This window comes from Verrucomicrobiota bacterium (assembly GCA_016871675.1).
Taxonomy (GTDB): Bacteria; Verrucomicrobiota; Verrucomicrobiia; order Limisphaerales; family VHCN01; genus VHCN01.
In genome coordinates this window covers 1-22667 of record VHCN01000003.1, presented here as the reverse complement: position 1 = coordinate 22667, position 22667 = coordinate 1, and the positions used below count along the sequence as shown (strand labels likewise).

Here is a 22667-nt window from a genome sequence, read left to right as displayed (position 1 = left end):
AATCAGGGAGCATGCCTCACAACTGACGCAGTTTGTTTCTCCCTTCTCCGCGGCGGATGTGCTAGACGAGGCCGCATGAAATCAGCCCTCGCGGTCTTGCGAACCCTCGCGCTCGCGGCCGCCTTGGTCACGGCCAACCCGGCCGCCGCGGCTTCGCCGCCGAACATCCTCTTCATCTACACCGACGATCACTCGTATCGCTCGGTGAGTTGTTACGAGGGCGCGGATCCTTACGTGAAGACGCCGAACATGGACAACCTCGCCGCGCGCGGGGTGCGCTTCACGCACGCCTACATCGGCACGTGGTGCATGCCTTCGAGGGCGACGCTGCTCACGGGCTTCCACCAATACGGCGTGAAGTCGATGCGGATGGAGGGGAAGTATCCGGGCAGCGTTTACGATGCGAAGGAGTGCCGGATGTGGCCGTCGGTGTTTCGCAAGGCGGGCTACTTCACCGGCCAGATCGGCAAGTGGCACACGGGCACCGATGACGGCTTCGGCCGTGAGTGGGACTGGCAGCGCGTGTGGAACCGGCCGAAGTATCCCGACAACGCGGGCAACTACTATTACGACCAGCTCATCACGTTCAACGGAACGGAGACGAAGGCGGTCAAGGGCTACTCGACGGACAACTACACCGACTGGGCGATCGAATTCATTCGCGGACAGCACCGGCCGTTGAACAAGCCGTGGTATCTCTGGCTCTGCTACGGTGGCGTCCACAGCCCGTATCAGCCGGCCGACCGCCACAAGCAGGATTATCCCGCCGCGAAGGTTGCGACACCGCAGGACATTTACGCGCCGCGCCCGGGCAAGCCCGAATGGATGCAAAAGGTCAACACGTGGGAAAAGGGCGCGAACGGCGAACCGGTGCTGCGCCGCGAGGCGAAGGGCAAGGAAGTCGGCGACGACAAGAGGGTGGCCGAGGGCCGCACGCTGTCGGACTGGACGCGCCAATACAACCAGGCCGTGCGCTCGCTCGACGAGGGCATCGGCCGCGTGCTCGGCGCGCTTGAGAAGTCGGGGCAGTTGAAGAACACGCTCGTGGTGTTCACCGCGGACCAGGGATTCGCCTGGGGACAGCACGGCTTCCGGCACAAGCTCGCGCCCTACGACGACAACCTGCGCCCGCCGTTCATCGTCTCGATGCCCGGCACGATTCCCGAGGGCAAAGTCTGCCGCACGCCCGTCGGCGGCGTGGACCTCGTGCCCACGTTTTTCAGCTTCGCGAAGCAGCCGCTGCCGTGGCCGGTGCACGGGCACGACCTCACGCCGCTTCTCAAGAATCCCGACGCGCCATGGCCGCACCCGGTGCTCATGCCCTACACGACGCACTTCTTCGGCGAGGATACCGCGCGCGTGCCGACCGACGCCGCACACCTCTATCAAAACGGCGTGCCATGGTATTTGATGCTCGTCCAAGGCCGGCACAAATACATCCGCCCGCTCATCGCCGGCGAGACCGAGGAGCTTTACGACCTGCAAGCCGACCCCGCCGAACTCACAAACCTCGCGCACGGCATGAAGAACGCGGACACACTCCGGCAACTCCGCGACGCGACGCTCGCCGAACTCCGCCGCACCGGCGCGAAGATGGCCGACCACCTGCCTCCCGTCGGGACGCGAGCGAAGTAGGTGCGCCGGCGTCCCGGCGCCGGGCAGGGAATTCTCCTTTTCTCCCCATCGCATTGGGGTAGCATGCGCCCGTCGTGTATTTGGACTTTTACGGGCTGCGCGAGCCCCCGTTCGACATCAATCCAAATCCGCGCCTGCTCTTCTACAGCGCGAAACATCGCGAGGCATTCAACCACCTCCTGTTTGGCATTCGCGAGCGCAAGGGGTTTGTCCAGCTCACCGGCGAGGTCGGCGCGGGCAAGACCACCATTTGCCGCGCAATGATGGAGCAACTCGGGCCGCGGGTCGCCAGCGCGCTCATCCTCAATCCCATCCTCAGCCCCGACCAGCTCATCAAGGCCATCGCGATGGAGTTCGGCCTGCCAGTCAAGGGACTCGACCGGCTCGAGACGATGGACGCCATCAACCGCTTTCTTCTCGACCAAGCTGTCAAGGGCAACGACGCCGTGCTCATCATCGACGAGGCGCAGGCACTTACGGACGAGTTGCTCGAGCAAATCCGCCTGCTCTCCAATCTGGAGACCGACGACCGCAAGCTGCTTCAAATCGTGTTGCTCGGGCAGACTGAGTTGCGCGATCGCCTCAACCAGCACAACCTCCGCCAGCTTCGGCAGCGGATCAGTGTGCGCTTCCATCTCCGGCCGCTCTCGCCGGCGGAGACCGGCCGTTACATCCACCACCGGCTCGAATCCTGCGGCGCGAACGGCACGCCGGAGTTCACCGGCCCCGCGTTGTGGCGAGTCCACCGATACAGCAAGGGCGTCCCGCGCCTCATCAACACCGTTTGTGACAAGGCGCTGCTTTGCGGGTATGTTCTACAGCGTGAGCGCATCGACTTCCGCATGATCGGCCGGGCGATCCGCGAACTCGAAGGAAACGTCAACACATGAGCCTGATCAACGATGCCCTCAAGCGGGCGGGCCAGGCGCAGCGCAGCCAGCGCGCCCCGCGCATTCCCGACGAGGGCCTCAAGCCCACCGACGGGCTGCAACCGCCGCCCCGCACGTTCTTCTCCCGCCCTGTCGCGCCGTTGCTTCGCGCCATCGTCGCACTGCTCCTGCTCGGCGGCGCCGGACTCCTCTACTACAAGTGGTCCGAAAACCAGCTCGACGAATCGGAAATCGAAAACAAGTCGTCCGGCAAACGGTCCGCACGCGGCCAACACGCGGCCAGGCAGGCAGGCAAGGTGGCGGCGGACACCAACACGACCACAGTCGCCGCGGCCCCGGTCGCCGCGACCCCGGCGACGGCCAATCCGATCGTCGCCCCGCCCGTCTTGGTCACCACCGATCCTCCCGCGAAGACCAACGAACCCGCGCCGCCGCTCGTCGTCAAGGCGCCGACAAACGCGCCACCTGAAATCGCCGCGACCACGACCAATTCCCCGGCACTGCCGACTCCGCCGACACCGCCCACTTCGCCCGCCGCGGCCACTCTCTTTGCCCCACCCGGAACCACGAACCCGCCGGTCGTCGTGGTGCCGCCGACCGTTCCATCCGTCACAAACACCGTGGCCGTTCAGATGCCGTTCCCGCGTCTCCGGGTGCAGGGCATCATCCACCGCGCGGTCAATCCCTTCGCGCTCATCAACAATCGCAACGTCACGGTTGGCGACGTCATTGACGATGCGCGTATTGTGCGCATCGAGCGTTCCAGCGTCGTGTTCGAGTTTCACGGCCGCGTCCACGAACTCTGGATACTGCGGTGAAGTCCCCTCCCGCCGGCCTGTTTCAGGCCTGTGTCCTTCACGAAGACGACCACCTCCTCGTCGTCCACAAGCCCGCCGGTTGGAACACTCACGCGCCCTCACCCTTCGCCGGCGAGGGCATCTACGACTGGCTCCGCGCGCGCGAACCGCGCTGGGCTTCGCTCGCCATCATCCATCGCCTCGACAAGGACACTTCCGGCGTGATGGTCTTCGGCAAGTCGCCCCTCGCGAACCAATCCCTCACCCGTCAATTCGAGCGGCGCGAGGTCGCCAAAAAATATCTCCTTCTCACGGACCGGCCGCCGTTGCGCGATTCGGTCGTCGTCAAGTCCTGCGTCGTGAAGGACGGCAACCGCCACGTATCCCGGCCGGCGCGCCCGGGAGACGCCCTTGCCGAGACTTCGTTCCGCGTCGTCCAGCGTCGTGCCGAAACCACGCTCATCGAGGCCCAGCCGGGGACCGGCCGCACGCATCAAGTTCGCATCCACGCGGCGGACGCGGGATTTCCTATTCTCGGTGACGAATCGCACGGAGGCACGGCCGCGCACCGGGTCTGCCTGCACGCGGAGTCCATTGCCTTCGCGCACCCGTCGAGCGGCGAGACAGTGACCTTTCGCGCGGAGGCGGATTTCAAGTCTGCCCCCCACCTCGCGCTCAGGTCCGCCGTGTGCGATGTGCGGGAAACCGATGCGTTCCGGCTGATTCACGGCGCGAGCGACGGGTTCACAGGCTGGTTCGTGGACAAGCTCGGCGACTTCCTCGTCTCCGCTTCGGAGGGCCCGCTTGAGCCGGACCGGCGGGCGCGCCTTCACCTGTTGTTGCGCGAGACGGGCGCGCGAGGGGCGTATCACAAACGGTTGCTGAAAAAGGTCGCCACGCCGGCCGACGCCGCGCCGCAATGGGTCGCCGGCGACGCCGCGGCGGAAATCTTCGACGTTCGCGAGAACGGCCTGCGCTTCGGGCTGAGTTTCATCGAGGGGTATTCCCCCGGCCTTTTCCTCGACCAGCGCGACAACCGCCGCCGCTTGCAGACCGGCCACATCGCGGCGGGCTTCGACATCGGGGCCGGCTCCACCGCGCGCCGCGTGCTCAACACTTTCGCCTACACGTGCGCCTTCTCGGCCTCCGCTGCGACGGGCGGCGCCCGCGTGACGAGCGTGGACCTGTCGAAAAAATATCTCGAGTGGGGACGACGCAACTTCGCGCTGAACGGGCTCGACGCGTCGGCGCACGAATTCCTGCACGGCGATTGCTTCGACTGGATGCGACGGCTGGCGAAAAAGGGCCGCGCGTTCGACGTGGTGCTGCTCGACCCGCCGACCTTCTCACGTTCGAAGTCCGCGGGAGTTTTCGCGGCGAAGCAAGACTACGCGTCGCTGGTGACCCTCGCGCTGCCGCTGCTCGCGCCCGGCGGCGTGCTCTTCGCATCCACGAATGCCGCCTCGCTCGCGCCGGAGGGATTCCTCGGAGCCGTCCGCGGCGCGGTCGCCCGCGCGCGGCGCAGCATCGTCAGTGAACACTACGCGCCGCAACCGCCCGACTTCCCAATCACGCGGGGGCTGCCCGCGCACTTGAAGACGGTTTGGATGAAGATTCAGTGAAGGGCACGCCGGGGACGATCGGCGGTTTGCAACGATGGCCGCAAACGCCACCACGCCGTCACTTCCGGCGTTGGTCATCCATCGACCGCGAGATGAGGCTCGTGGCCCGCTCGGGCTCGGGTCGACGAAACCACGGAAGGATGACCCAGAATCCCGCAACCAGCAGCGCGACGGATCCCGCGGCGAGCAGCCACGAGTTTCCGCGCCTCGAAGCCGGCGTCGCGACGGCTACGTGCGGCGTGACGACCGCGGCGGTTGGTTGCGCAGGCGCAGATGAGGGCGGGTTCGAGGGAGCCTCGATCACCTGAGACGATGAAGTCACGGGTGGATTGGCGGCAACGACCTTCGGCGGGGCCGACGGATTCACTTCAGCGGACTTCGTCGCTGCGACCGGCGGGAGGTTTGTGATCAGCACCGGACGACTGGTGGCAGGCTGCACGGGTTCGGGCGCGGGATTTGTCACACGCGGCGGAGCCGGAGACGTGGCTGTGGGTGCCTTGCTCGCAGTCGCCGGAGTCTCAGGAGGCGCGGACTTCACCGTCGGTTCGGCAACGGGCTGCACCTTGGCCGCCGCAGATGGCGGGATGGGCGGCGGGATCGGATTCGCAGCAGGCGGGGCCGCCGCCACGGACTTGGTTTCCTTCGGCGGTGCGGGAGGCGGCGGCGTTTCGTTCGGCGCGACCGCGGGCGGCGGCGGTTCGCGTTTCGGCGGCTCGACTGCCTTCGCAGGCGCCGGGGATGGAGTGGCGACTGCGGGCACGGGACTCGGCGCCTGAACGGCGGGCGCCGTCTTGGCGGGCGCGGGCGGCGGCGCACTGGCCACGACAGCCGCAGACGGTCGATTCGTCGGGGAAGGCACCGAGAGAACATTGGTCGCCGCGACGGGCGCGGCGCCGGGCTTCATCAACACCGGCACGGACGTGGGCGGCGCGAACGGCGCGAGTTCGCTCCCGGGGGCGCCGGCCTTCGCGAGCACCTGCCGAAATCCGGACAGCTCGATGGGTTCGTCGCCGAGCGTCACCGCGAAGTCCACGATCTGCCCGCGCCGCGCCGCGAGCGCCGTCACAAACGGTTTCTTCACCCGGCGCATTTCCTCCGCGCGCGTCCCGTAGGTCACGTTGATCTTGCGGTCGAACGGCGTCCCGACGACGACCTGTTCGCCATCGGAGATGATGACGGCGACGAGCAGCTCCGTGGCGCGCATCGCCGCGAGCACCTCGGGCACGAGGCGGTCCATGCGCGAGGCCCGTCGGAACTTCTGCGACTTCAAGTGCTGGGCCGCGCGGGCCGCGACGCTGCCGCTGTTCTCCGGTGACCACGTGATCACGGGCAACCCGCGGGCGTTCAGGTCCTCGTTGAAGGTCCACACGGTGAACTCCTCGCCCGGCCGCATTTCGCCGTGCAAGCCGGAGGCGACGAGCGAGGCGAGGGTCAGTTGCGCGGAATCGCTCAGCCGCGACATCGCGGATGAAGTGTCCACGATGAAGAGAAAACCGCACCGAACGGGCGCCGGGACCTGCGCCGGCGCCGTAGCACCAAGCGCAAAAGCCAGCCCGGCCGCAACCAGGAGCGCGCGGGTGCGGAATGGTGGCGGTCGTGACTTCACGCGACCCTCCTGAACGCCACGCGCTCGCGGCGGTTGTGTTCCTTTACATCGAGGCGGAGTTCATCAAGCGTGTCGGCGATTTGCGCGATGAACACGCCGCAACTCTGGGCCATCCCGCCGAGGGCGATCACCGTGTCGCGCTCGGCAAAGTCGTCCGTGATTGCGAGCACCTCGCCGAATTTTTGGAACCGATACGCCGCGCGCTCGATCAACTGGTCCGCGGTCTTGCCGTCGGCCGAGTAGAGAATCTCCAGCTCGTGCGTGGAGGGGAGCCTGGGTGTCCCGGGCGGGGCGCCGGCGCCATCGAAGACAATGGTGATGGGGGTGCCGATGGCGTCGCGATACTTCGTGAGCATCTGGAGCAGCGCGTCGCGCGCGGCGGCCGAATGCCGCGGCCGCCCCGGCGCGAGCCCGGGCCACGCGTGCAGCAGGCTGTAACCGTCCACAAGAATCCGGACAAGAGCCACGTTGGGACGTTAACGCCGCGTGATGGATTGGGGAACGGAAAATTCGCCCGTGGACGGACTCACCGGCGTTGCCCGAGCCAGAGCATGAGCGCGGGCACGGCCACGCCAAGCGCGAGCACGAGCAGCACAGGCCAGACCGGCTTGATGCTGCGAAACGCCAGCACCACGCCGAGCAACACCGTGAGTGTCGCCGCCGCCGCCATCAATACAACGAGCGCCTGGTAGAGCTTGGGCGACGACGGGTTCCGCGTCTCGGATTTGCCGGGATAGACTTGGTAAACATGCACGACGCGGAACTTCTGCGCGAGCGACTCCGCTTCGCCGGGTTCCTTGATGCGGTTCGGTTCCACGGTCTGATACCATCCCGTGAGCAGGTAGAAGACCAGCATCGGGGCGAAGAAGCACCCGAGGTAAAGATGCGCGCGGCGCAGGTTTTTCATCGCAGGCGTTCGCGCCGGACCGGCGCGGACTACTTCTCAGGGATGGGGATGAAAATCTTCTGGCCGATGAACATCTTGTCCGGGTTGAGCTTCGGGTTTGCATCAAGCACGGCCTTCAATGTGACCTTCGCCGGCTTGCCCTTGGACTTGAGGTCATCGTTGTAGGCTTTCACGACGCCGCCGAGTGTCTGACCCTTTTCGATCGGGTGCCAGACACCCTTCGCGTCGGCCGCGGGCGAGGGCGTCGCGCCGTCGGGTTCCGCGAGCTTTGGAGGGGATTTGGTTTTCCCATTGGGCGCCTTGGCCCCTCCGTTGCCGGGAGGCGCGGCGGGGGGCGCGACGGGGACGGACTTCAGCATCTTCTCGACCTCGGCGAGGATTTTTTGCTGGTCCGCGACGCGGCGCTGGTCGAGTTCCTTGAGTTGTTGGGCGAGCTTCAACACGTCCTCGTTGTTGCCGGCGCGGCGCGCGGTGAGTTCGGCGGCTTCGATGACCTTTTCCAGCCGCGCATTAAGGGCGGTGATGTCCTGTCGAAGCTTGAAGTTCGAGGCCTGCAAATCTTCGACGCTCTTCTCGAGCCGGCGCATTCGCTCCTCGACAACGGCGTCCTGCGCGAGCGCGGCGGGCGTCCACGGGCCGAGATGCGCGACAATCGACACGGCGCAAAGCAATCGTTTCATGGTTTGAAGATAGGGACGCGGCGGGGGCGGGTTCAAGGTTCAAAGTGCGCGCACCCGTGTCCACCGGGAACTCGCCGCCACCGCGCGCTTACTTCGGAACGTCCGCGGTGCGCTCGCCGCGGACGATTGTCTCGATCGACTTCAACGGGCCGTTGTCCTCCAGTCGCAAGACGCAGAAATCCGCGGGCTGGCCCGGCGCGAGCGGTTCCCCGAGACTCATCAACTTCGCCGCGCGGACTGAAAAGTGATCCCACACGTCGCGCCACGACCGCCCGAGCATCTGCGCCGCGCGGAACACGCCCTCGATCGGCTTGAGCGCGGAGCCCGCGAAGTTTGTCTTGCCCGGCAGGCGCACGATCTGGTCCGCGCCGACTTCGAGTTCCAGCGAGCCGATCGTGTAACGACCCGGGGGCGCGCCCGCGGCGGACATCGCGTCGGTCGTGTAGTAGATGCGTGCCGGTGGCAGCGCGCGGTGCAGCAGGCGGAAGAGCAGCGGTGAAACGTGGATCGTATCCGGAATGATTCCCGCGACAAGCCCCGGCGTGTCCGCGACGCGCCAGATCACGTTGTCGTGCCGGTCGAGCTGTTGCGGCAGCGCGTTGCCGAGATGGGTGAAGGCCGTCGCGCCGGCGCGGACCGCGCGCTCCATGGTCTCAGCGGAGGCGTTCGTGTGGCCGAGGCTGACTTTGATTCCGAGCGACACCGCGGCCTGGATGGCATCGAGCGCACCCGTGCGCTCCGCGGCGAGCGTGAGCAGCACCGGGTCGTCGCCGGCGGCTGCGCGGAGTTCCTCGATGTCACGCGGTGTCGCGTCGCGCATCACGTCCGCATTGTGAGCGCCCTTGAAGCCCGGCACGGCCGAGAGAAACGGTCCTTCGATGTGGAAGCCCGCGATGGCGTGGCGCAACTCGGCGTTCCGCGCGCGCCGATCGCGCACGTGCCTCACGCGCGCAAGGATCCGCGGCCATTCGTCGGTGATGAGCGTGTAAAGAACTCGCGCGCACCCGTCGCGCCGAAGCCGCCGCGTCGCCGCGAGCAACTCGTCGTCGGTGAGTTGGTCCCGCTGGAAATCCACGCCGCCGTAGCCGTTCACCTGCGGGTCGAAGAGCGCGGGCGCGAGCCACGCATCCTCGGGCGCCTTGCGCGCGGGTTCGAGCGCCGTGACGACGCCGTCCGACCACGCAAGCCGGACTGGCTGGCGCGTCGCGTAGTGCATCGCGATGGCTTCGCCGTGGTTCACGCGGGAATTTCGGTTCGCCCGCGCGCGCGAATCAAGCCTTTCCCGAGGAAAGTCCTTGTCAGTCGCGAGCGCCTGCGGCTACCTATCGCGCCACCATGAAAGTCGAATTCTACGGACATGTCCGTCAATACCACAACATCAAGGCGGAGATCGATGCCAACATCGAGCGGGTGCTGCTCAGCGCGAATTACGTGCAGGGCCCGATGCTCAAGCAGTTCGAGGCCGAACTCGCCGCGTATCACGGCACCAAGTTCGCCGTCGGCCTCGGCAACGGCACCGACGCCATCTGGCTCGCGCTGATGGCGCTGGGCATCGGACCCGGCGACGAAGTCATCACGCATCCGAACACGTTTTTTGCGACGGCCGAGGCGATCTGGATCGCCGGCGCCACCGCGGTCTTCGTGGATTGCGACCCGCGCACCAAGTGCATCGACCCCGCGAAGATCGCGGCCGCCATCACGCCCAAGACCAAGGCCATCATCCCGGTCCACCTCTACGGCCAGTGCGCGGACATGAACGCGATCAAGAAAATCGCCGACAAACACGGGTTGAAGCTGATCGAGGACAACGCGCAGGGCATCGGCTCCAGCGGGCCGGGCTTCAAGGTCGGCGCACTCAGCGATGTGGCGACCACGAGCTTCATCATCCAGAAAAACCTCGGCACGTTCGGCGACGGAGGCGCGCTCACCACGAACAACGCCGCCGTGGACGCCACGGTCCGCAAGCTCCGCAACCACGGCTCGAATGCGCGCAACGTGCACAGCTACGGCTTCAACAGCCGGCTCGACGACCTGCACGCCGGCGTGCTCAGTGCGAAGCTCAAGCACATCGACGCGTGGAACGACAACCGCCGCAAGTGGGCCGCGCGCTACACCGCGGGTTTGCAGGGCGCGAAGCATTTCACGCTGCCGGTTGAACTGCCCGGCTACCGGCACGTGTTCCACCTCTACGTCATTGAGACGAACGACGCGGCCAGGCGCGATGGCTTCCTGAAATTCCTCAACGACGCGGGCGTGGACGCCAAGACGCATTACTCCATCCCGATCCACCAGCAGGCGGGCTATCCGTGGGGCAAGGGCGCGCGCATCGTCGGCTCCGTGGCGAACGCCGAGCGCAACGCCGCGAGCTGCATCTCGCTGCCGATGTTCCCCGAGCTCACCGCGGACGAGGTGGACTTCGTCATCGCGAAGGTCGTCGAGTGGGACGAAGCCCAGGGCTAAACGGACAAGAAAAATGAGCAACCCCTATCGCGTCCTCGTCGCCGGCATGGGCAAGCGCGGCATGCACCACGCCACCACTTTCAACGCCAACCCGCGCTTTCAGGTCGTCGGCATCTGCGACATCGACGCAGCCCGGCTCGAAGCCGCCGCGCCCAAGCTCGGCAACCCAGCCAAGGGCAACGATGCCGCCGCGCTCGCCCGCGAGGTGCGGCCCGACGTGTTCTGCTTTTGCACGCTCCCGAACCTCCGCGCGCCGATGATCCGCGCGGGCATCGACGCGGGCGCGAAACTCATCGCATTCGAGAAGCCCGTCACGCTCACGAGCGCCGAGTTGTTCACCGTGCGCGACCTCATCCGCGGCGCGGGCGTGAAGGCTGTCGTCAGCCATCAGCACCGTTACGGCGCGCACTATCGCAAGGCGATGGAAATCGCCGCCAGCGGCGCACTCGGCCGCGTCCACACCGTTTATGGCGCGGCGACCGGCTGGATGGTCCACATGCTCTCGCATTTGATTGATTACACGTGCTGGTTCAACACCTACACGCCCGCCACATGGGTCATGGCGCAGGCCGCGGGCCGCCACAAACTCGCGGACAACCATCCCTCGCCCGATTACATCGCGGGCTTCGTGCAGTTTGCCAACGGCGTGCGCGGCATCTACGAATGCGGCGCGGGAGCGCCCGACCAGCCCGACGTGCCCCGCTGGTGGGGCAAGAACCGCATGGGCGCGCAAGGCACCGAGGGCTTCGTCGAGGTGCTGACCAACGGCGGCTGGCGCGCGGTGACGAAGAGCCGCGGCGCCGAAAGCGGCGAGGGCGTGATGAACTACGAGAACGACATGCCGCCTTACATCCAGGAAATGGCCGACTGGCTTGATGACGATGCGAAGGTGCACTCGTGCAACTTCGGGCACGCCTGCCTCGGCGCGGAGATCATGCTCGCGATGCAGCGGAGCGCGGCAGAAGGCGGCCAGGTCGCGCTTCCGCTCACGTCCGGCGCGGATGAGCAGGCGTTGCTCAAGTCCAGGCTCTCCGGACAGCCCGTGCTCGTATCGTTCGAGCAGAACAGGAAGGAATTCGGTTTGCCGTGACGCGGCGGGCGTTCCTCCGCTCGCGCGGGATGGAACGCCCCGGCCCGAACGGCCTTCAATCGCCGCTTCTTCATGTCCATTTGCGTCCGTTCGTGGTTCACTCCGCCGCGTGGAAGTCATCATCCGTCCCAATGCCGCGGGCGCCGCGGATCTCGTGGCCCGCATCATCGCGCGCGAGTTGCTCGCGCATCCGCAGCTGGTGCTCGGCCTGGCCACCGGCCGCACGATGGAGTCCGTTTACGACCGGCTCGTTCGCATGCACCGCGAGGACGGCCTCGACTTCTCCCTCTGCCGCACCTTCAATCTCGACGAATACGTCGGCCTCGCCGCGGACGACCCGCACTCGTATCGGCACTACATGGAGGAGCATCTCTTCCGGCAGATCGAGATTGACCCGCGCAACACTTATCTGCCCGACGGCGCGGCCGCGGACATTGATGCCGAGTGCGCGCGATACGAGCAGACCATCCGCAAATTCGGCGGCATCGATCTCCAATTGCTCGGCATCGGGCGCGCCGGGCACATTGGATTCAACGAGCCGCTCTCCGCGCTCCACTCCCGCACGCGCGTGAAGGCGCTCGCCCCCGCGACGCTTCAGCAAAACGCCGCGCACTTCGGCGGAGCCGACAAAGTCCCGCGCCGCGCAATCACGATGGGCGTCGGCACGATCCTCGAAAGCCGCCGCTGCCTGCTGCTCGCGACGGGCGCCGCCAAGGCAGACATCCTTGCAAAGGCCGTCGAGGGCCCCATTACCGCGATGATTTCCGCCACCGCGCTTCAGCTTCACGCCCGCTGCACCGTCGTCGTGGATGAACCCGCCGCGAGCAAGCTGCAAGGCGCCGACTACTACCGCTGGATCTTCGAGAACGAGCCCGAGTGGGAAGGATTGCGGTGATCAAACCACGAAGCCACGAAGGACACAAAAGACGGACAGGGGAAGGGCTTGGTGTCCCCGCCTTCTTCGTGTCCTTCGTGCCTTTGGGGTTGGTTTGAAACACGGAGCCGCGGGCAACGCCGGCCTGCGCGCTACTTCGGCGGTTTCGCGGATTCCCCGACCTGCCCCTTCACGTGGACGGTCTGCGTGGGGAATGCAAATTCGATGCCGGCCGCGTCGAACCGGCGCTTGAGCTCGAGGTTCAGTTGCTGGAATTCCCTGGCGTATTCCCTGAAGTCCGTGCCCGCCCACCAGTGCTCGACGAGGACGTTCAGCGACGAGTCCTTGAACTTGTTGAACGTGATGACGAGATCCGCGGTCCTCGGGTGCGGCTTGAAGATCTCGTCGAGAATCGCCAGCGCGCGCTCGACCTTGTCCGCGGGCGTGTCGTAAGTGAGGCCGAGGTTGAGCGTGGTCTTGATGTTCGGCCGGCGGCTGATGTTGGTGATGCACGCGTTGGCCATTGTGCGGTTGGGCACGGCGACGAGGTAACCCTCGAGGTTGCGAATGCGCGTGCTGCGCATGCCGATGGATTCCACCGTGCCTTCCACCTGGTCAAACTGCACGCGGTCGCCCACGCGAAACGGCCGGTCGGTGAACAGGGCGACCGCACCGAAGAGATTTGAGAGCGTGTCCTGCGCCGCGAGGCCGACCGCAAGCCCGCCGATGGAAAGCGACGCGAGGAGTCCGGTGACGTTGACGCCGAGATTTTGGAAAGTCACCAGCACGGCGACCATGATGACGAACGCCTTGATGGTCTTGCAGATCACCGGAAGCAATTGCATGTCCAGCACGCCGCGCTCGGCCTCGGTGATGCGCCGCTCCCACAAACCCATCGCGAGATCCACGGCCTTGAGCGCGACGTAAGTGATCGAGCACGCGACCACGAGCTTGAGTCCCTTCGAGATGAACACCGCCGCCCATTCCGGCCACGCGAAGACCCGCAGGCCGATGTGCATCAGGATGACGAACGTGATGATTTTGACCGGCCCCCGCGCCAGCTCAAGCAGCAGGTCGTCCGTCTGCGTCTGCGTGCGCGACGTGGCCTTGCGGAGCTGCGTGCGGAAGAAGCAGTCCACAAGCTTCGCCGCGTAGAACGCGAGCACGATGTAAAGCAGCGAGGCGACATACTGCCAGACGGGATTCCCGAGCAGCGTGCCTTGGAGCCACTCGACACGATCGAGCCCGAACGTGAGCCAGGCGCCAGTCTGCGCCGGCGCGAGCGGACCTGCGGGCGCGTTCGTTGCTTGGGTGAGCGGGGTTGGGTCGGCCATGGTTGTCGCGTGGTTTGGGTCGGCTCGAACGGTCACAGTCGTCCCATCGGGTCCGGAAGCCTTCACCGAGTCCCGCGGGGATTTGGCGGAAGGGGAGGGATTCGAACCCCCGGTAGCCTTTCGACTACGCCTGATTTCGAGTCAGGTGCCTTTAACCACTCAGCCACCCTTCCTGTCGTTCAACACAAGGCACTTACGGATGGACTGAATCCTGCGTGTTGACAATCTGATGCTGTAATCTGATACCGGCCGTGTGCATTGGAAAGCGACCAAGATTTCGCATGGCACCTTTCAATCGCCCTGACAGAAAACCCCGTTTGCCAATCTGAGCCGCTACGCACCATCGGGAAAATACTTCGCCCGGATCAGAATCGGCGGCAAGCTTATTCGCCTCAGCCTTCGGACCAAAACCCCCAGCGTTGCCAAACTCAAGCTGGCCGATGTGGAGAAGCAGGGCAACGACACAGGAAAAGCTCAAACTCCTGCTCTCCCAACTCCTTTTGAAATGCGCCAAAGAAATGCCAGCCAATGTGGACCTTCTCGACCTATGCCTCACCTTTCGAAAAGACCACGAATTGAGCAAAATCCTCTGCTGGCCTTGCTCGAGACGGTAGAGGGTGGAAGGCGAGATGCCCAGTTTGCGGGCGAATCGTGCGCAGGTGAGACCGCCGCGCTTCTTGCGGAGGAAGGATCCGAGATGTTGGTCCAGCGACTTTGGCACGCTGGCGACTGTGCCGCGTGGTCCATTCCGGATGTGGAATGTTTGGTGTTGACGGAAGGCATTATGGTGGACAGGAACGCCCCGAGCCTCGACATAGCTGAACAGCGTTCCTTTAGACCATGCAATTCTACGTTCTGCGTGATGGAAAATACGAAGGCCCGCTCCCCAAGGAAAAGGTTGAGGAGATGCTGAACATCGGGCAATTGAGAAGTTCCGACCTTGCATTCCGAGAAGGCCTTTCCAACTGGATGCCGGTTGTGGCGGCCCTCGCGGCACGCTCGACCCCCCCCGCAATTTCCACGACGGACGGTGAGAGTAAACGCGCCCCCCCACTTGCGCGTGTCGCTGAGGCTCCGTCTGCGAATTCGACTGATTTGAGCACGCCAACGCAGATCAAAACTCCTCATCCGTCCGTCCAGCCTCAGGATTTTATTCACCAGCGGGCACCGGGATCCATCTTGGGCAAAGCAAAAGCCTTTGGGGGAGCCTTCAAGAGCGCTGACTGGTTGCTGATCTTCCCCCTCGCCGAGCTTCACCTTCACCCAGAGCGGCATTCAACGCAGCCTGCCGGAACTCCATGCTAATCTCCGTCACGACCTCGCGCTTCTGCTCTTCTCGGCACCTCAGGCCAAAAGGCAAATCTGATACTGCCATTGTATACTGCTTGCCCGAAATCGGGTCTTTTCGGGTCCTCTGGAGTCCATTTGCTGCCGGCTCAAAACCGTTTCGATCTCTTGTGGGGATTTGAATTGTCCGCTGCTGTCCACTTGGGGGACAATCGGGGAAGAATGCTTTCTTCATTTTCCTCATGAACTCAAATCCCTCACTGCTGAACCTGAACCGCCGCCAGTTCCTTGGCCGAATGACCACGGGGATGACCGGCGTCGCGCTCGCGCAATTGCTCGCGGAGGAGTTCGCTCTTGCTGCCGCGAGCCCGGCGACCGCGTCCTCCGGCGTCGCGCCGCACTTCGCGCCCAAGGCGAAGCAGGTGCTCCAGATTTTCTGTCCGGGCGCGGCCTCGCACATGGACCTGTGGGATTACAAACCGATGTTGGAGAAGTTCCACGGCACGCCGCTGCCGGGCGGCGAGGCAGAGGTGAGTTTCCAGGGCAAGAACGGCAACCTGATGAAATCGCCGTGGCCGTTCGCCGCGGCGGGCCGGAGCGGGAAGAAGATTTCCTCGATGCTGCCGCATATGGCGCGGCACGTGGACGACATGGCGTTCATTCACTCGATGACGTCGCGGACGAACACGCACGGACCGGGCTGCGTGAACATGAACTCGTGTTTCACGCGTGACGGTTTCCCGGCGGCCGGCGCGTGGGTGAGTTATGCCCTCGGCAGTTTGAACCGCGACCTGCCGACCTACGTGGCCGTGCAGGACCTCCGCGGCGAGCCGCCCAACGGCAAGGCGAACTGGGGCAATGGATTTCTGCCCGCGCAGTATCAGGCTGTCGCCATGGCCGCGCAGCAACCGCTCCGCAACCTCGCGCGGCCCGCGTCCATCACCGCGAAGGAAGACGAGGCGACGCGGGAGTTTCTGAAGGTCGTCAATGCTGAGCACGCCGCCGCGCATCCGGGCAATGACGAGTTGCGCGCGCGCATGGCGAGCTACGAACTCGCGGCCAAGATGCAGCTCGCCGCGCCCGAGGTGAGTGACCTTTCGCGCGAGCCCGGGCACGTGCATCAGCTTTACGGCACCAACGACAGCAACAAGCTCAAGGCCGCTTACGCCCGCAATTGTCTGCTCTCGCGGCGCATGTTGGAGCGCGGCGTGCGTTACGTGAGCCTCTACTGCGCGTCGCGGGCGAGCGCGGTGGACGGGTTGCTGAACTGGGACGCGCACAAGACGCTGAAGGCGGATTACGAGCGGCACTGCCCGATTTTCGACCAACCGACCGCCGCGTTGCTCACCGACCTGAAACAGCGCGGGATGCTCGACGACGTGCTGGTCGTGTGGTGCACCGAGTTTGGCCGGATGCCGACGCATCAGGAAGGCACCAGCGGACGCGACCACAACCCCGACGCGTTCACGACGTGGATGATGGGCGCAGGCGTGAAGGGCGGCGTCAGCTACGGCGAGACGGACGACTTCGGCCGGCGCAGCGTGGTGGACGTGGCCACCGTGTATGACTTCTACGCGACCGTGCTGCACCTGCTCGGGTTGAACCACGAGAAACTCACCTACTACCACAACGGCGCGCAACGCCGCCTCACCGACGTGCATGGGCACGTGCTGAAGGAAATCCTCGCGTAATTCCGACCGTGAAACATTCCCTCACCCTCCTCGCCGCCCTGCTGCTCGCGCCGTTTACGGCGCTGCATGCCGCCGCGCCCACGGACAGTCGTTACGCGCCCGACTGGGCGGGTGTTGCTCCGAAACGGGTGATCAAGCACTCGCAGCCGACGGGCGATTCACTCGTTAAGGCCATCGCCGCGCTTCAGCCGGGTGACCAGCTCGTGATCTCCGCCGGCACCTACAGCGTGAATCGCCTCTGGGACATCCTCGTGAGCGGAACGGCCGAGGCACCGATCTGGATCGTGGCCGCCGAGGGCGCGAACGTGGTCTTCACGCGACCCGACGCGAAACAAAACGTGCTCAACATCGGGCAGGGTGGTCCGGTGAGGTATCTTTGCCTGCGCGGCGTGGAGATCACCGGTGGCAGTCACGGTCTCCGCCTCGGCCAGTGCAGCGAAGTGTGGATTGATCGGTGCCACATTCATCACACCGGACAGGTTTGCCTCAGTGCCAACAGCGCGAACACGCGCCGGCTTTTCCTCACGCGGAATCACCTCCACCACGGCGGTGGTCACGGCGAGGGCATGTATCTCGGCGCGAACAACGGTCAGTTCATCATGAGCGAGAGCGTAATCGCGTTGAACCATGTTCACGATTGCCGCGGGGAACAGGGCGACGGCATCGAGGTGAAGCAAGGTTCGTGGGGCAATCTGATTGCCGAGAACGACATTCACGATACGCAATATCCCTGCATCACCGTGTATGGCACCGCTGGGAAACCGGTGAACATCATCGAGCGCAACCTGTGCCGCCGCAGCGATAATCACACCATGCAAGTGCAGGGCGAGGCCGTTGTGCGGAACAACGTGCTAATTGGCGCCAAGGGTTCCGGATTCGCCAGCACGGATCACCAGGGCAAGACGCTGAACCTTCAGGTCGTCCACAACACGATCATCAACACCGGTCACGCTTTCAGCGGTGGTTCATGGAATGGCCGGAATGGCATGATCCTCGCCAACAATATCCTCTACTCGCGCGACCAGAACGCGCTGCATTTCGCCAATGGCAACGCTGGTGTGGTGAGCACGGGAAACGTGATTCTGGGCGCCGGCCCCAAGGAGGGCACCAAACCGGGACGCGGTCTCGCGGATTTCGTCGGTGTCACCTGGGACGGTCAGAAACACGATGCGACTCCCGCGGCGTCGGCTCCAGTGGCGCAGGCGGATGCGCGTTACCTGGTCGAAACTGATTTCTCCGGACGCAAACGCACTCAGCCGATCAGTGGTGCGATGACGCGATAACCTTGTCTAGACTGCGCAGGCCAAACATGAAACCGCTGCTCAACCTCCTGGTAATCCTTTTTCTCACGCCGCTCGCCGCGCTGAACGCCGCCGATGCTGCGAAGCCTAAGCCCAACATCGTCTTCATCATCTCGGACGATCAGGGAGCCGGTGATTATGGCTTCATGGGGCATCCGCAGGTGCAGACGCCGCATCTCGACAAGCTCGCTGCGCAGAGCCTCGCTTTTCCGCGCGGTTTTGTGCCGACGAGCGTTTGTTGTCCGAGTCTCGCGACCATCATCACCGGGCTTTATCCGCATCAGCACAAGGTCACCGCCAACGATCCGCCGCAGTCGCCGGGCACGACGGCCAAAGGCGGGCGTGGCTCCACCGCCGAGCTGACCGCGCAGTGGAATGGCTTGCTCGACAAGGTGCCCACGCTGCCACGCTTGCTCGCGAACGCGGGTTACTTGAGTTTTCAAACGGGCAAGTGGTGGCACGGCGATTTCACGCGCGGTGGTTTCACGCACGGCATGTCGCAGGGCTCCCGCCACGGCGATGCGGGGCTCACCATTGGCCGCGAGGACATGAAGCCGATCTACGATTTCATCGCCGAATCGCGGAAGCAGCAGAAACCCTTCTTCGTGTGGTATGCGCCGTTCATGCCGCACACACCGCACACGCCTCCGGAGCGTCTGTTTAAGAAGTATGCCGCCAAGACCGCCTCACCGCACGTCGCGCGCTACTGGGCCATGTGTGAGTGGTTTGACGAAACCTGCGGCGAACTGCTCGGCCATCTCGAGCGCGAGAAACTCGCCGAGAACACCATCGTCATCTACGTGACCGACAACGGCTGGATCCAATCGCCCACCGCCGCCGCCTTCGCGCCGAAGAACAAGACGACGCCGTTCGACGCCGGGCATCGCACGCCCATCCTCGTGCGCTGGCCCGCTCAAGTGAAGCCAGCCAAGTTCACCGCGCTGGCTTCTTCCATCGACCTCGTGCCCACCGTGCTCGCCGCGCTTCAGCTGCCCGCTCCGAAAGAGCTCCGCGGCATCAATCTGCTCGACGCCAAGGCTGTCGAAACGCGCCACCATGTGTTTGGTGAGGATTTCACGATCCGTTCACTCACGCTCGACGATGCGAGCGCGAATGTGCTGTGGCGCTGGGCCACCGATGGTCGCTGGCGGCTCGTTCTGCCGCGCACCTTTGAAGCCGCGGGCTCGCTCAAAACCATCCCGCCGGACAAATACCTGAAGCCGGATCTCATCGCCACGCTCGAAGCCGCCCAACCCATGCTCTACGACTTGGAGTCCGACCCAAAAGAAGAAACCAACGTCGCCAGCAAGCATCCCGACATCGTCGCGGCCCTTCGCGACAAACTTGATGCCCACTGGACACCGAAGCCTTCCCCGAAATGAAGACGGCAATCACGCTCCTGAGCACCCTTTCGCTTGCGCAGTTGACTGCCTTGACCGCAGCCGAGCCTTCCGGCATCGCCTTCTTCGAGCAGAAGATTCGGCCCGTGCTGATCGAGCATTGCTACGAGTGCCACAGCGCGCAGGCGAAGAAGCTCAAGGGCAACCTTTACCTCGATTCGAAGGCCGGCTGGCAGAAGGGCGGCGATTCCGGGAAGCCTGCGATCATTCCCGGCAAGCCGGAGCAGAGCCTGCTCATCCAATCCGTGCGGCACGAGGTCGAGGATCTGGAAATGCCGCCGAAGAAACCGAAGCTGTCCGATGCCGTGATCGCCGACCTGATGACGTGGGTGAAGCTCGGCGCGACCGACCCGCGCGACGGCGTGAAGCTCGAAGCGAAGCGCGGCGACAAAACCTGGTGGTCGCTCCAACCACTCGCGACGAAGCATCCGCACGAGAGCCTTGATGGATTCATCCGCGCCAAGCTAGCTGAGAAAAAGCTCACGCAGAATCCGCCGGCTGATCCGCGCACGCTCATCCGCCGCATGACCTACGACCTGCACGGCCTGCCGCCGACACCGGAGGAGGTAGAGGCGTTCGTGAAGGCGCATAAAGCCAGCCCACGTCAGGCCATCGAAGCGCTCATCGATAGCCTTCTCGCCAGCCCGCGTTACGGCGAGCGTTGGGGTCGCCACTGGCTCGACGTCACGCGCTTTGGCGAGAGCCTCGGCTTCGAGCGCAATGTCATCGTTGATGATCTCTGGCCGTGGCGCGACTGGGTCATCCGCTCGATCAACGAGGACAAGCCGTTCAACCAGTTCATCCGCGAACACCTCGCCGGCGATGTTCTCGGGAAGGATGATCCGGGCGTGGAAGTTGGCAGCGCCTTTCTCGTCGCCGGTCCTTACGACGATGTGGGCAACCAGGACAAGGTTGCGCAGGCGAACATTCGCGCCGCCACGCTCGACGACATCGTCACCGCGGCGGGGAGTGCGTTTCTCGGACTCACGATCAACTGCGCGCGGTGCCACAACCACAAGTTCGACCCCATTCCCACTGAGGATTATTACCGGCTGCGCGCGGCGTTCGAGGGCGTGACTCATGGACGGCGCGTGGTGACCACGAAGGAGGAGCGCGCCGCGTTTGCCGCCGCGACCAAGCCGTTGAATCAGAAGCTCGCCCAGATCAAGGCCGAGTTGGAGAAGCTGGACAAGGACATCGATGCGCGGGCCAAGGCCGCCGCTTCCACCATCAAGGCCACCCGGCCAAAGATCGATCCCCACGGCACCGACGAGTCGTTTCCCGCCACCGAGGCGAAGTTTCTGCGCTTCGTGATTCACGGGTTCACCACGGCCCCGGCGGGGAAGAAGCGGGCGAACGCGCCCGGCGGCAAGCTCACCGAATTCCAAGTATGGAGCAACGACGGCCGGAATGTCGCCCTCGCCAGCAACGGCACCACGGCTGAAGGCGCGAAGTCCACAACGGCCGAGGACTTCCCGGAAGCTTACGGGCCGCAATACTGCATCGATGGCATGACTGGCGAGGGCTGGTTCATCGGCGAACCGCCGGTGCTCACGCTCACATTCGCCAGGCCGGAGACGATCCACCGCATCACCTTCATCAACGCGCGAGGCGAGCGCGGAACGGACGAAAGCAGAGTGGCCGGCGCCACACCCTGCGAATACGAAGTTCAGACCTCCCTCGATGGCAAGACGTGGACGACCGTCGCCACGGACGAAGGCCGCGAACCGTGGACGCTCGCGCACCGCGCGGCCAAGGCGCGGCACAACGTCATCACAGCGGAGGAAACCGCCCGGATCACAGCGCTCGAACAGCAAATCGCCGACGTGCAACGGCAGATCAGTCGCGTGCCGAAGCTGCCGCAAATCTGGGTTGGTAACCCCGAGCAGCCCAAGGAGCGCACGTTTGTCCACAAGGGCGGCGATCCGATGAAGCCCGGTGAGGTCGTGGCGCCCGCGAGCCTGAGCGTGCTCGACCGCGTGACAGCGCCCTACGAACTTCCGGCGGATGCGCCCGAAGGCGAGCGCCGTCTCGCGTTGGCGAAGTGGATCACCGGCGATCAGAACGCGCTCGCGTTGCGCGTGCTGGCCAATCGCGTCTGGCAATACCACTTCGGCGTCGGCCTGGTGGACACGCCGAGCGACTTCGGTTCCCTCGGCAGCCAGCCCACGCATCCGGAGCTGCTGGAGTTCCTCGCCGCACGGTTGCTCGCGAATGGCTGGCGGTTGAAGGCGTTGCACCGCGAGATTCTGCTGTCGGAAACGTATCTCCAGTCCGCCGCGTATCGGGAATCCGCCGTGCGGGTGGACAAGGACGCCCGCCTGCTCTGGCGTTTCCCGCCGCGCCGTCTTAGCGCCGAGGAAGTGCGCGACACGATGCTGGCTGTCACCGGCAAGCTACAACTGGAGCCGATGGGCGGACCTGGCTTCCGCCTCTACAAGTTCACGCAGAACAACGTCTGCACTTACTTTCCGCTCGATACGCACGGACCAGAAACCTACCGCCGCGCCGTCTATCACCAGAACGCCCGCGCCAGCGTGGTGGATGTGCTGAACGACTTCGATCTGCCGGACATCGCCTTCGCCGCGCCGAAGCGCGCCAACACCACGACTCCGCTCCAGGCGCTCACGCTGCTCAACCACAGCTTCACCCTCGACATGGCGAAGGCGTTGGCCGCCTGCCTCCAAGCCGGCGACGCGGCGACCCAAGCCTATCGCACCGCCTTCCAACGCCAGCCGACCGCAAAAGAACATGAAGCCGCGACAAAACTCATCTCCGCCCACGGTGTGGAAGCCTTCTGCCGCGCACTCCTCAACGCCAACGAGCTCCTCTACCTGGAATGAAGCGGCTTCGCATCCTCATCGTCCGTCACCTCGGTCGCGATTACCGCCTCACGGATGTGTATGGCGAGGTGGTGAAGGAAGTTTTAGCATAACTCCCCGTGACAACTGACATGCTGCCCATCCGGACAATTTCCCGTTCCTGCCTGCTCCTCTCCGCCTGCCTCGGGCTGGCGGGTGCCACCCGTGGCGCGGAACCGTTTGAAGCTTTCCTGACCAAGTATTGCGTCAGTTGCCACGGGCCGGACAAGTC

The 22667-nt window shown here is 64.8% G+C and carries 17 protein-coding genes, 1 tRNA gene and 1 pseudogene; 12 read left to right on the top strand and 7 right to left on the bottom strand.

What is annotated here, in order from left to right; all coding sequences use genetic code 11:
- Positions 1-75: 75 nt before the first annotated feature.
- The 4 genes from FJ386_01430 (at position 76) to FJ386_01415 (ending at position 4944) form a co-directional block, all read left to right on the top strand.
- Positions 76-1635 (top strand): sulfatase, encoded by a 1560-nt coding sequence (locus FJ386_01430; protein ID MBM3875368.1) that lies wholly within the window; start codon positions 76-78, stop codon positions 1633-1635.
- 74 nt (positions 1636-1709) lie between these two features.
- Positions 1710-2525, top strand: coding sequence for an AAA family ATPase (locus tag FJ386_01425; GenBank protein MBM3875367.1), 816 nt, complete (start codon positions 1710-1712; stop codon positions 2523-2525).
- Positions 2522-3343 (top strand): hypothetical protein, encoded by an 822-nt coding sequence (locus FJ386_01420; GenBank protein ID MBM3875366.1) that lies wholly within the window; start codon positions 2522-2524, stop codon positions 3341-3343. The genes FJ386_01425 and FJ386_01420 overlap by 4 nt, the downstream gene beginning before the upstream one ends.
- Positions 3340-4944 carry a hypothetical protein gene (locus tag FJ386_01415; protein ID MBM3875365.1) on the top strand — a complete coding sequence of 535 codons (1605 nt, stop codon included), beginning with the start codon at positions 3340-3342 and terminating at the stop codon, positions 4942-4944. The genes FJ386_01420 and FJ386_01415 overlap by 4 nt, the downstream gene beginning before the upstream one ends.
- A 58-nt stretch (positions 4945-5002) precedes the next feature.
- Here the strand turns inward: FJ386_01415 and FJ386_01410 are convergent, their stop codons facing one another.
- The 5 genes and pseudogenes from FJ386_01410 to FJ386_01390 form a co-directional block, all read right to left on the bottom strand.
- On the bottom strand, positions 5003-6424 hold the full coding sequence (locus FJ386_01410; GenBank protein ID MBM3875364.1) for a hypothetical protein: 1422 nt from the start codon (positions 6422-6424) through the stop codon (positions 5003-5005).
- A 122-nt stretch (positions 6425-6546) separates the two neighbouring features.
- Positions 6547-7017 (bottom strand): NYN domain-containing protein, encoded by a 471-nt coding sequence (locus FJ386_01405; protein ID MBM3875363.1) that lies wholly within the window; start codon positions 7015-7017, stop codon positions 6547-6549.
- Positions 7018-7076: 59 nt separating this feature from the next.
- Positions 7077-7457, bottom strand: a complete 381-nt coding sequence (locus FJ386_01400) for a hypothetical protein (protein ID MBM3875362.1) — start codon at positions 7455-7457, stop codon at positions 7077-7079.
- A gap of 29 nt (positions 7458-7486) precedes the next feature.
- A complete protein-coding gene (locus FJ386_01395; protein ID MBM3875361.1) occupies positions 7487-8137 on the bottom strand; it encodes a LysM peptidoglycan-binding domain-containing protein in 651 nt (216 codons plus the stop codon).
- A 163-nt stretch (positions 8138-8300) separates the two neighbouring features.
- Positions 8301-9353: pseudogene (locus FJ386_01390) on the bottom strand (N-acetylglucosamine-6-phosphate deacetylase).
- Between the two features lie 119 nt (positions 9354-9472).
- Between FJ386_01390 and FJ386_01385 the strand changes: the two are divergent.
- The 3 genes from FJ386_01385 (at position 9473) to nagB (ending at position 12582) form a co-directional block, all read left to right on the top strand.
- Positions 9473-10597 (top strand): DegT/DnrJ/EryC1/StrS family aminotransferase, encoded by a 1125-nt coding sequence (locus FJ386_01385; GenBank protein MBM3875360.1) that lies wholly within the window; start codon positions 9473-9475, stop codon positions 10595-10597.
- Between the two features lie 13 nt (positions 10598-10610).
- A complete protein-coding gene (locus FJ386_01380) occupies positions 10611-11687 on the top strand; it encodes a Gfo/Idh/MocA family oxidoreductase (protein MBM3875359.1) in 1077 nt (358 codons plus the stop codon).
- Positions 11688-11796: 109 nt separating this feature from the next.
- Positions 11797-12582 (top strand): glucosamine-6-phosphate deaminase, encoded by a 786-nt coding sequence (nagB, locus tag FJ386_01375; GenBank protein ID MBM3875358.1) that lies wholly within the window; start codon positions 11797-11799, stop codon positions 12580-12582.
- 131 nt (positions 12583-12713) lie between these two features.
- On the opposite strand, the gene FJ386_01370 is transcribed toward nagB, so the two are convergent.
- Positions 12714-13895: a mechanosensitive ion channel family protein gene (locus tag FJ386_01370; protein ID MBM3875357.1), complete on the bottom strand. Its 1182-nt coding sequence runs from the start codon at positions 13893-13895 to the stop codon at positions 12714-12716.
- A gap of 83 nt (positions 13896-13978) precedes the next feature.
- Positions 13979-14068 (bottom strand) — tRNA-Ser (locus FJ386_01365).
- A gap of 667 nt (positions 14069-14735) precedes the next feature.
- On the opposite strand from FJ386_01365, the gene FJ386_01360 reads away from it, so the two are divergent.
- From FJ386_01360 to FJ386_01340, 5 genes are all read left to right on the top strand, one after another.
- The gene (locus tag FJ386_01360; GenBank protein MBM3875356.1) at positions 14736-15200 is read left to right on the top strand and encodes a DUF4339 domain-containing protein; all 465 of its coding nucleotides are present in this window, start codon (positions 14736-14738) and stop codon (positions 15198-15200) included.
- Between the two features lie 224 nt (positions 15201-15424).
- Positions 15425-16873 (top strand): DUF1501 domain-containing protein, encoded by a 1449-nt coding sequence (locus FJ386_01355; GenBank protein MBM3875355.1) that lies wholly within the window; start codon positions 15425-15427, stop codon positions 16871-16873.
- Entirely contained in the window at positions 16873-18156 is a 1284-nt protein-coding gene (locus FJ386_01350; GenBank protein ID MBM3875354.1) for a hypothetical protein, read from the top strand. Before FJ386_01355 ends, FJ386_01350 begins: the two co-directional genes overlap by 1 nt.
- 26 nt (positions 18157-18182) lie before the next feature.
- Positions 18183-19556 carry a sulfatase gene (locus FJ386_01345; GenBank protein ID MBM3875353.1) on the top strand — a complete coding sequence of 458 codons (1374 nt, stop codon included), beginning with the start codon at positions 18183-18185 and terminating at the stop codon, positions 19554-19556.
- Complete coding sequence (locus FJ386_01340) at positions 19553-22417, top strand: DUF1553 domain-containing protein (protein ID MBM3875352.1); 2865 nt, start codon at positions 19553-19555, stop codon at positions 22415-22417. Before FJ386_01345 ends, FJ386_01340 begins: the two co-directional genes overlap by 4 nt.
- Positions 22418-22667: the final 250 nt, after the last annotated feature.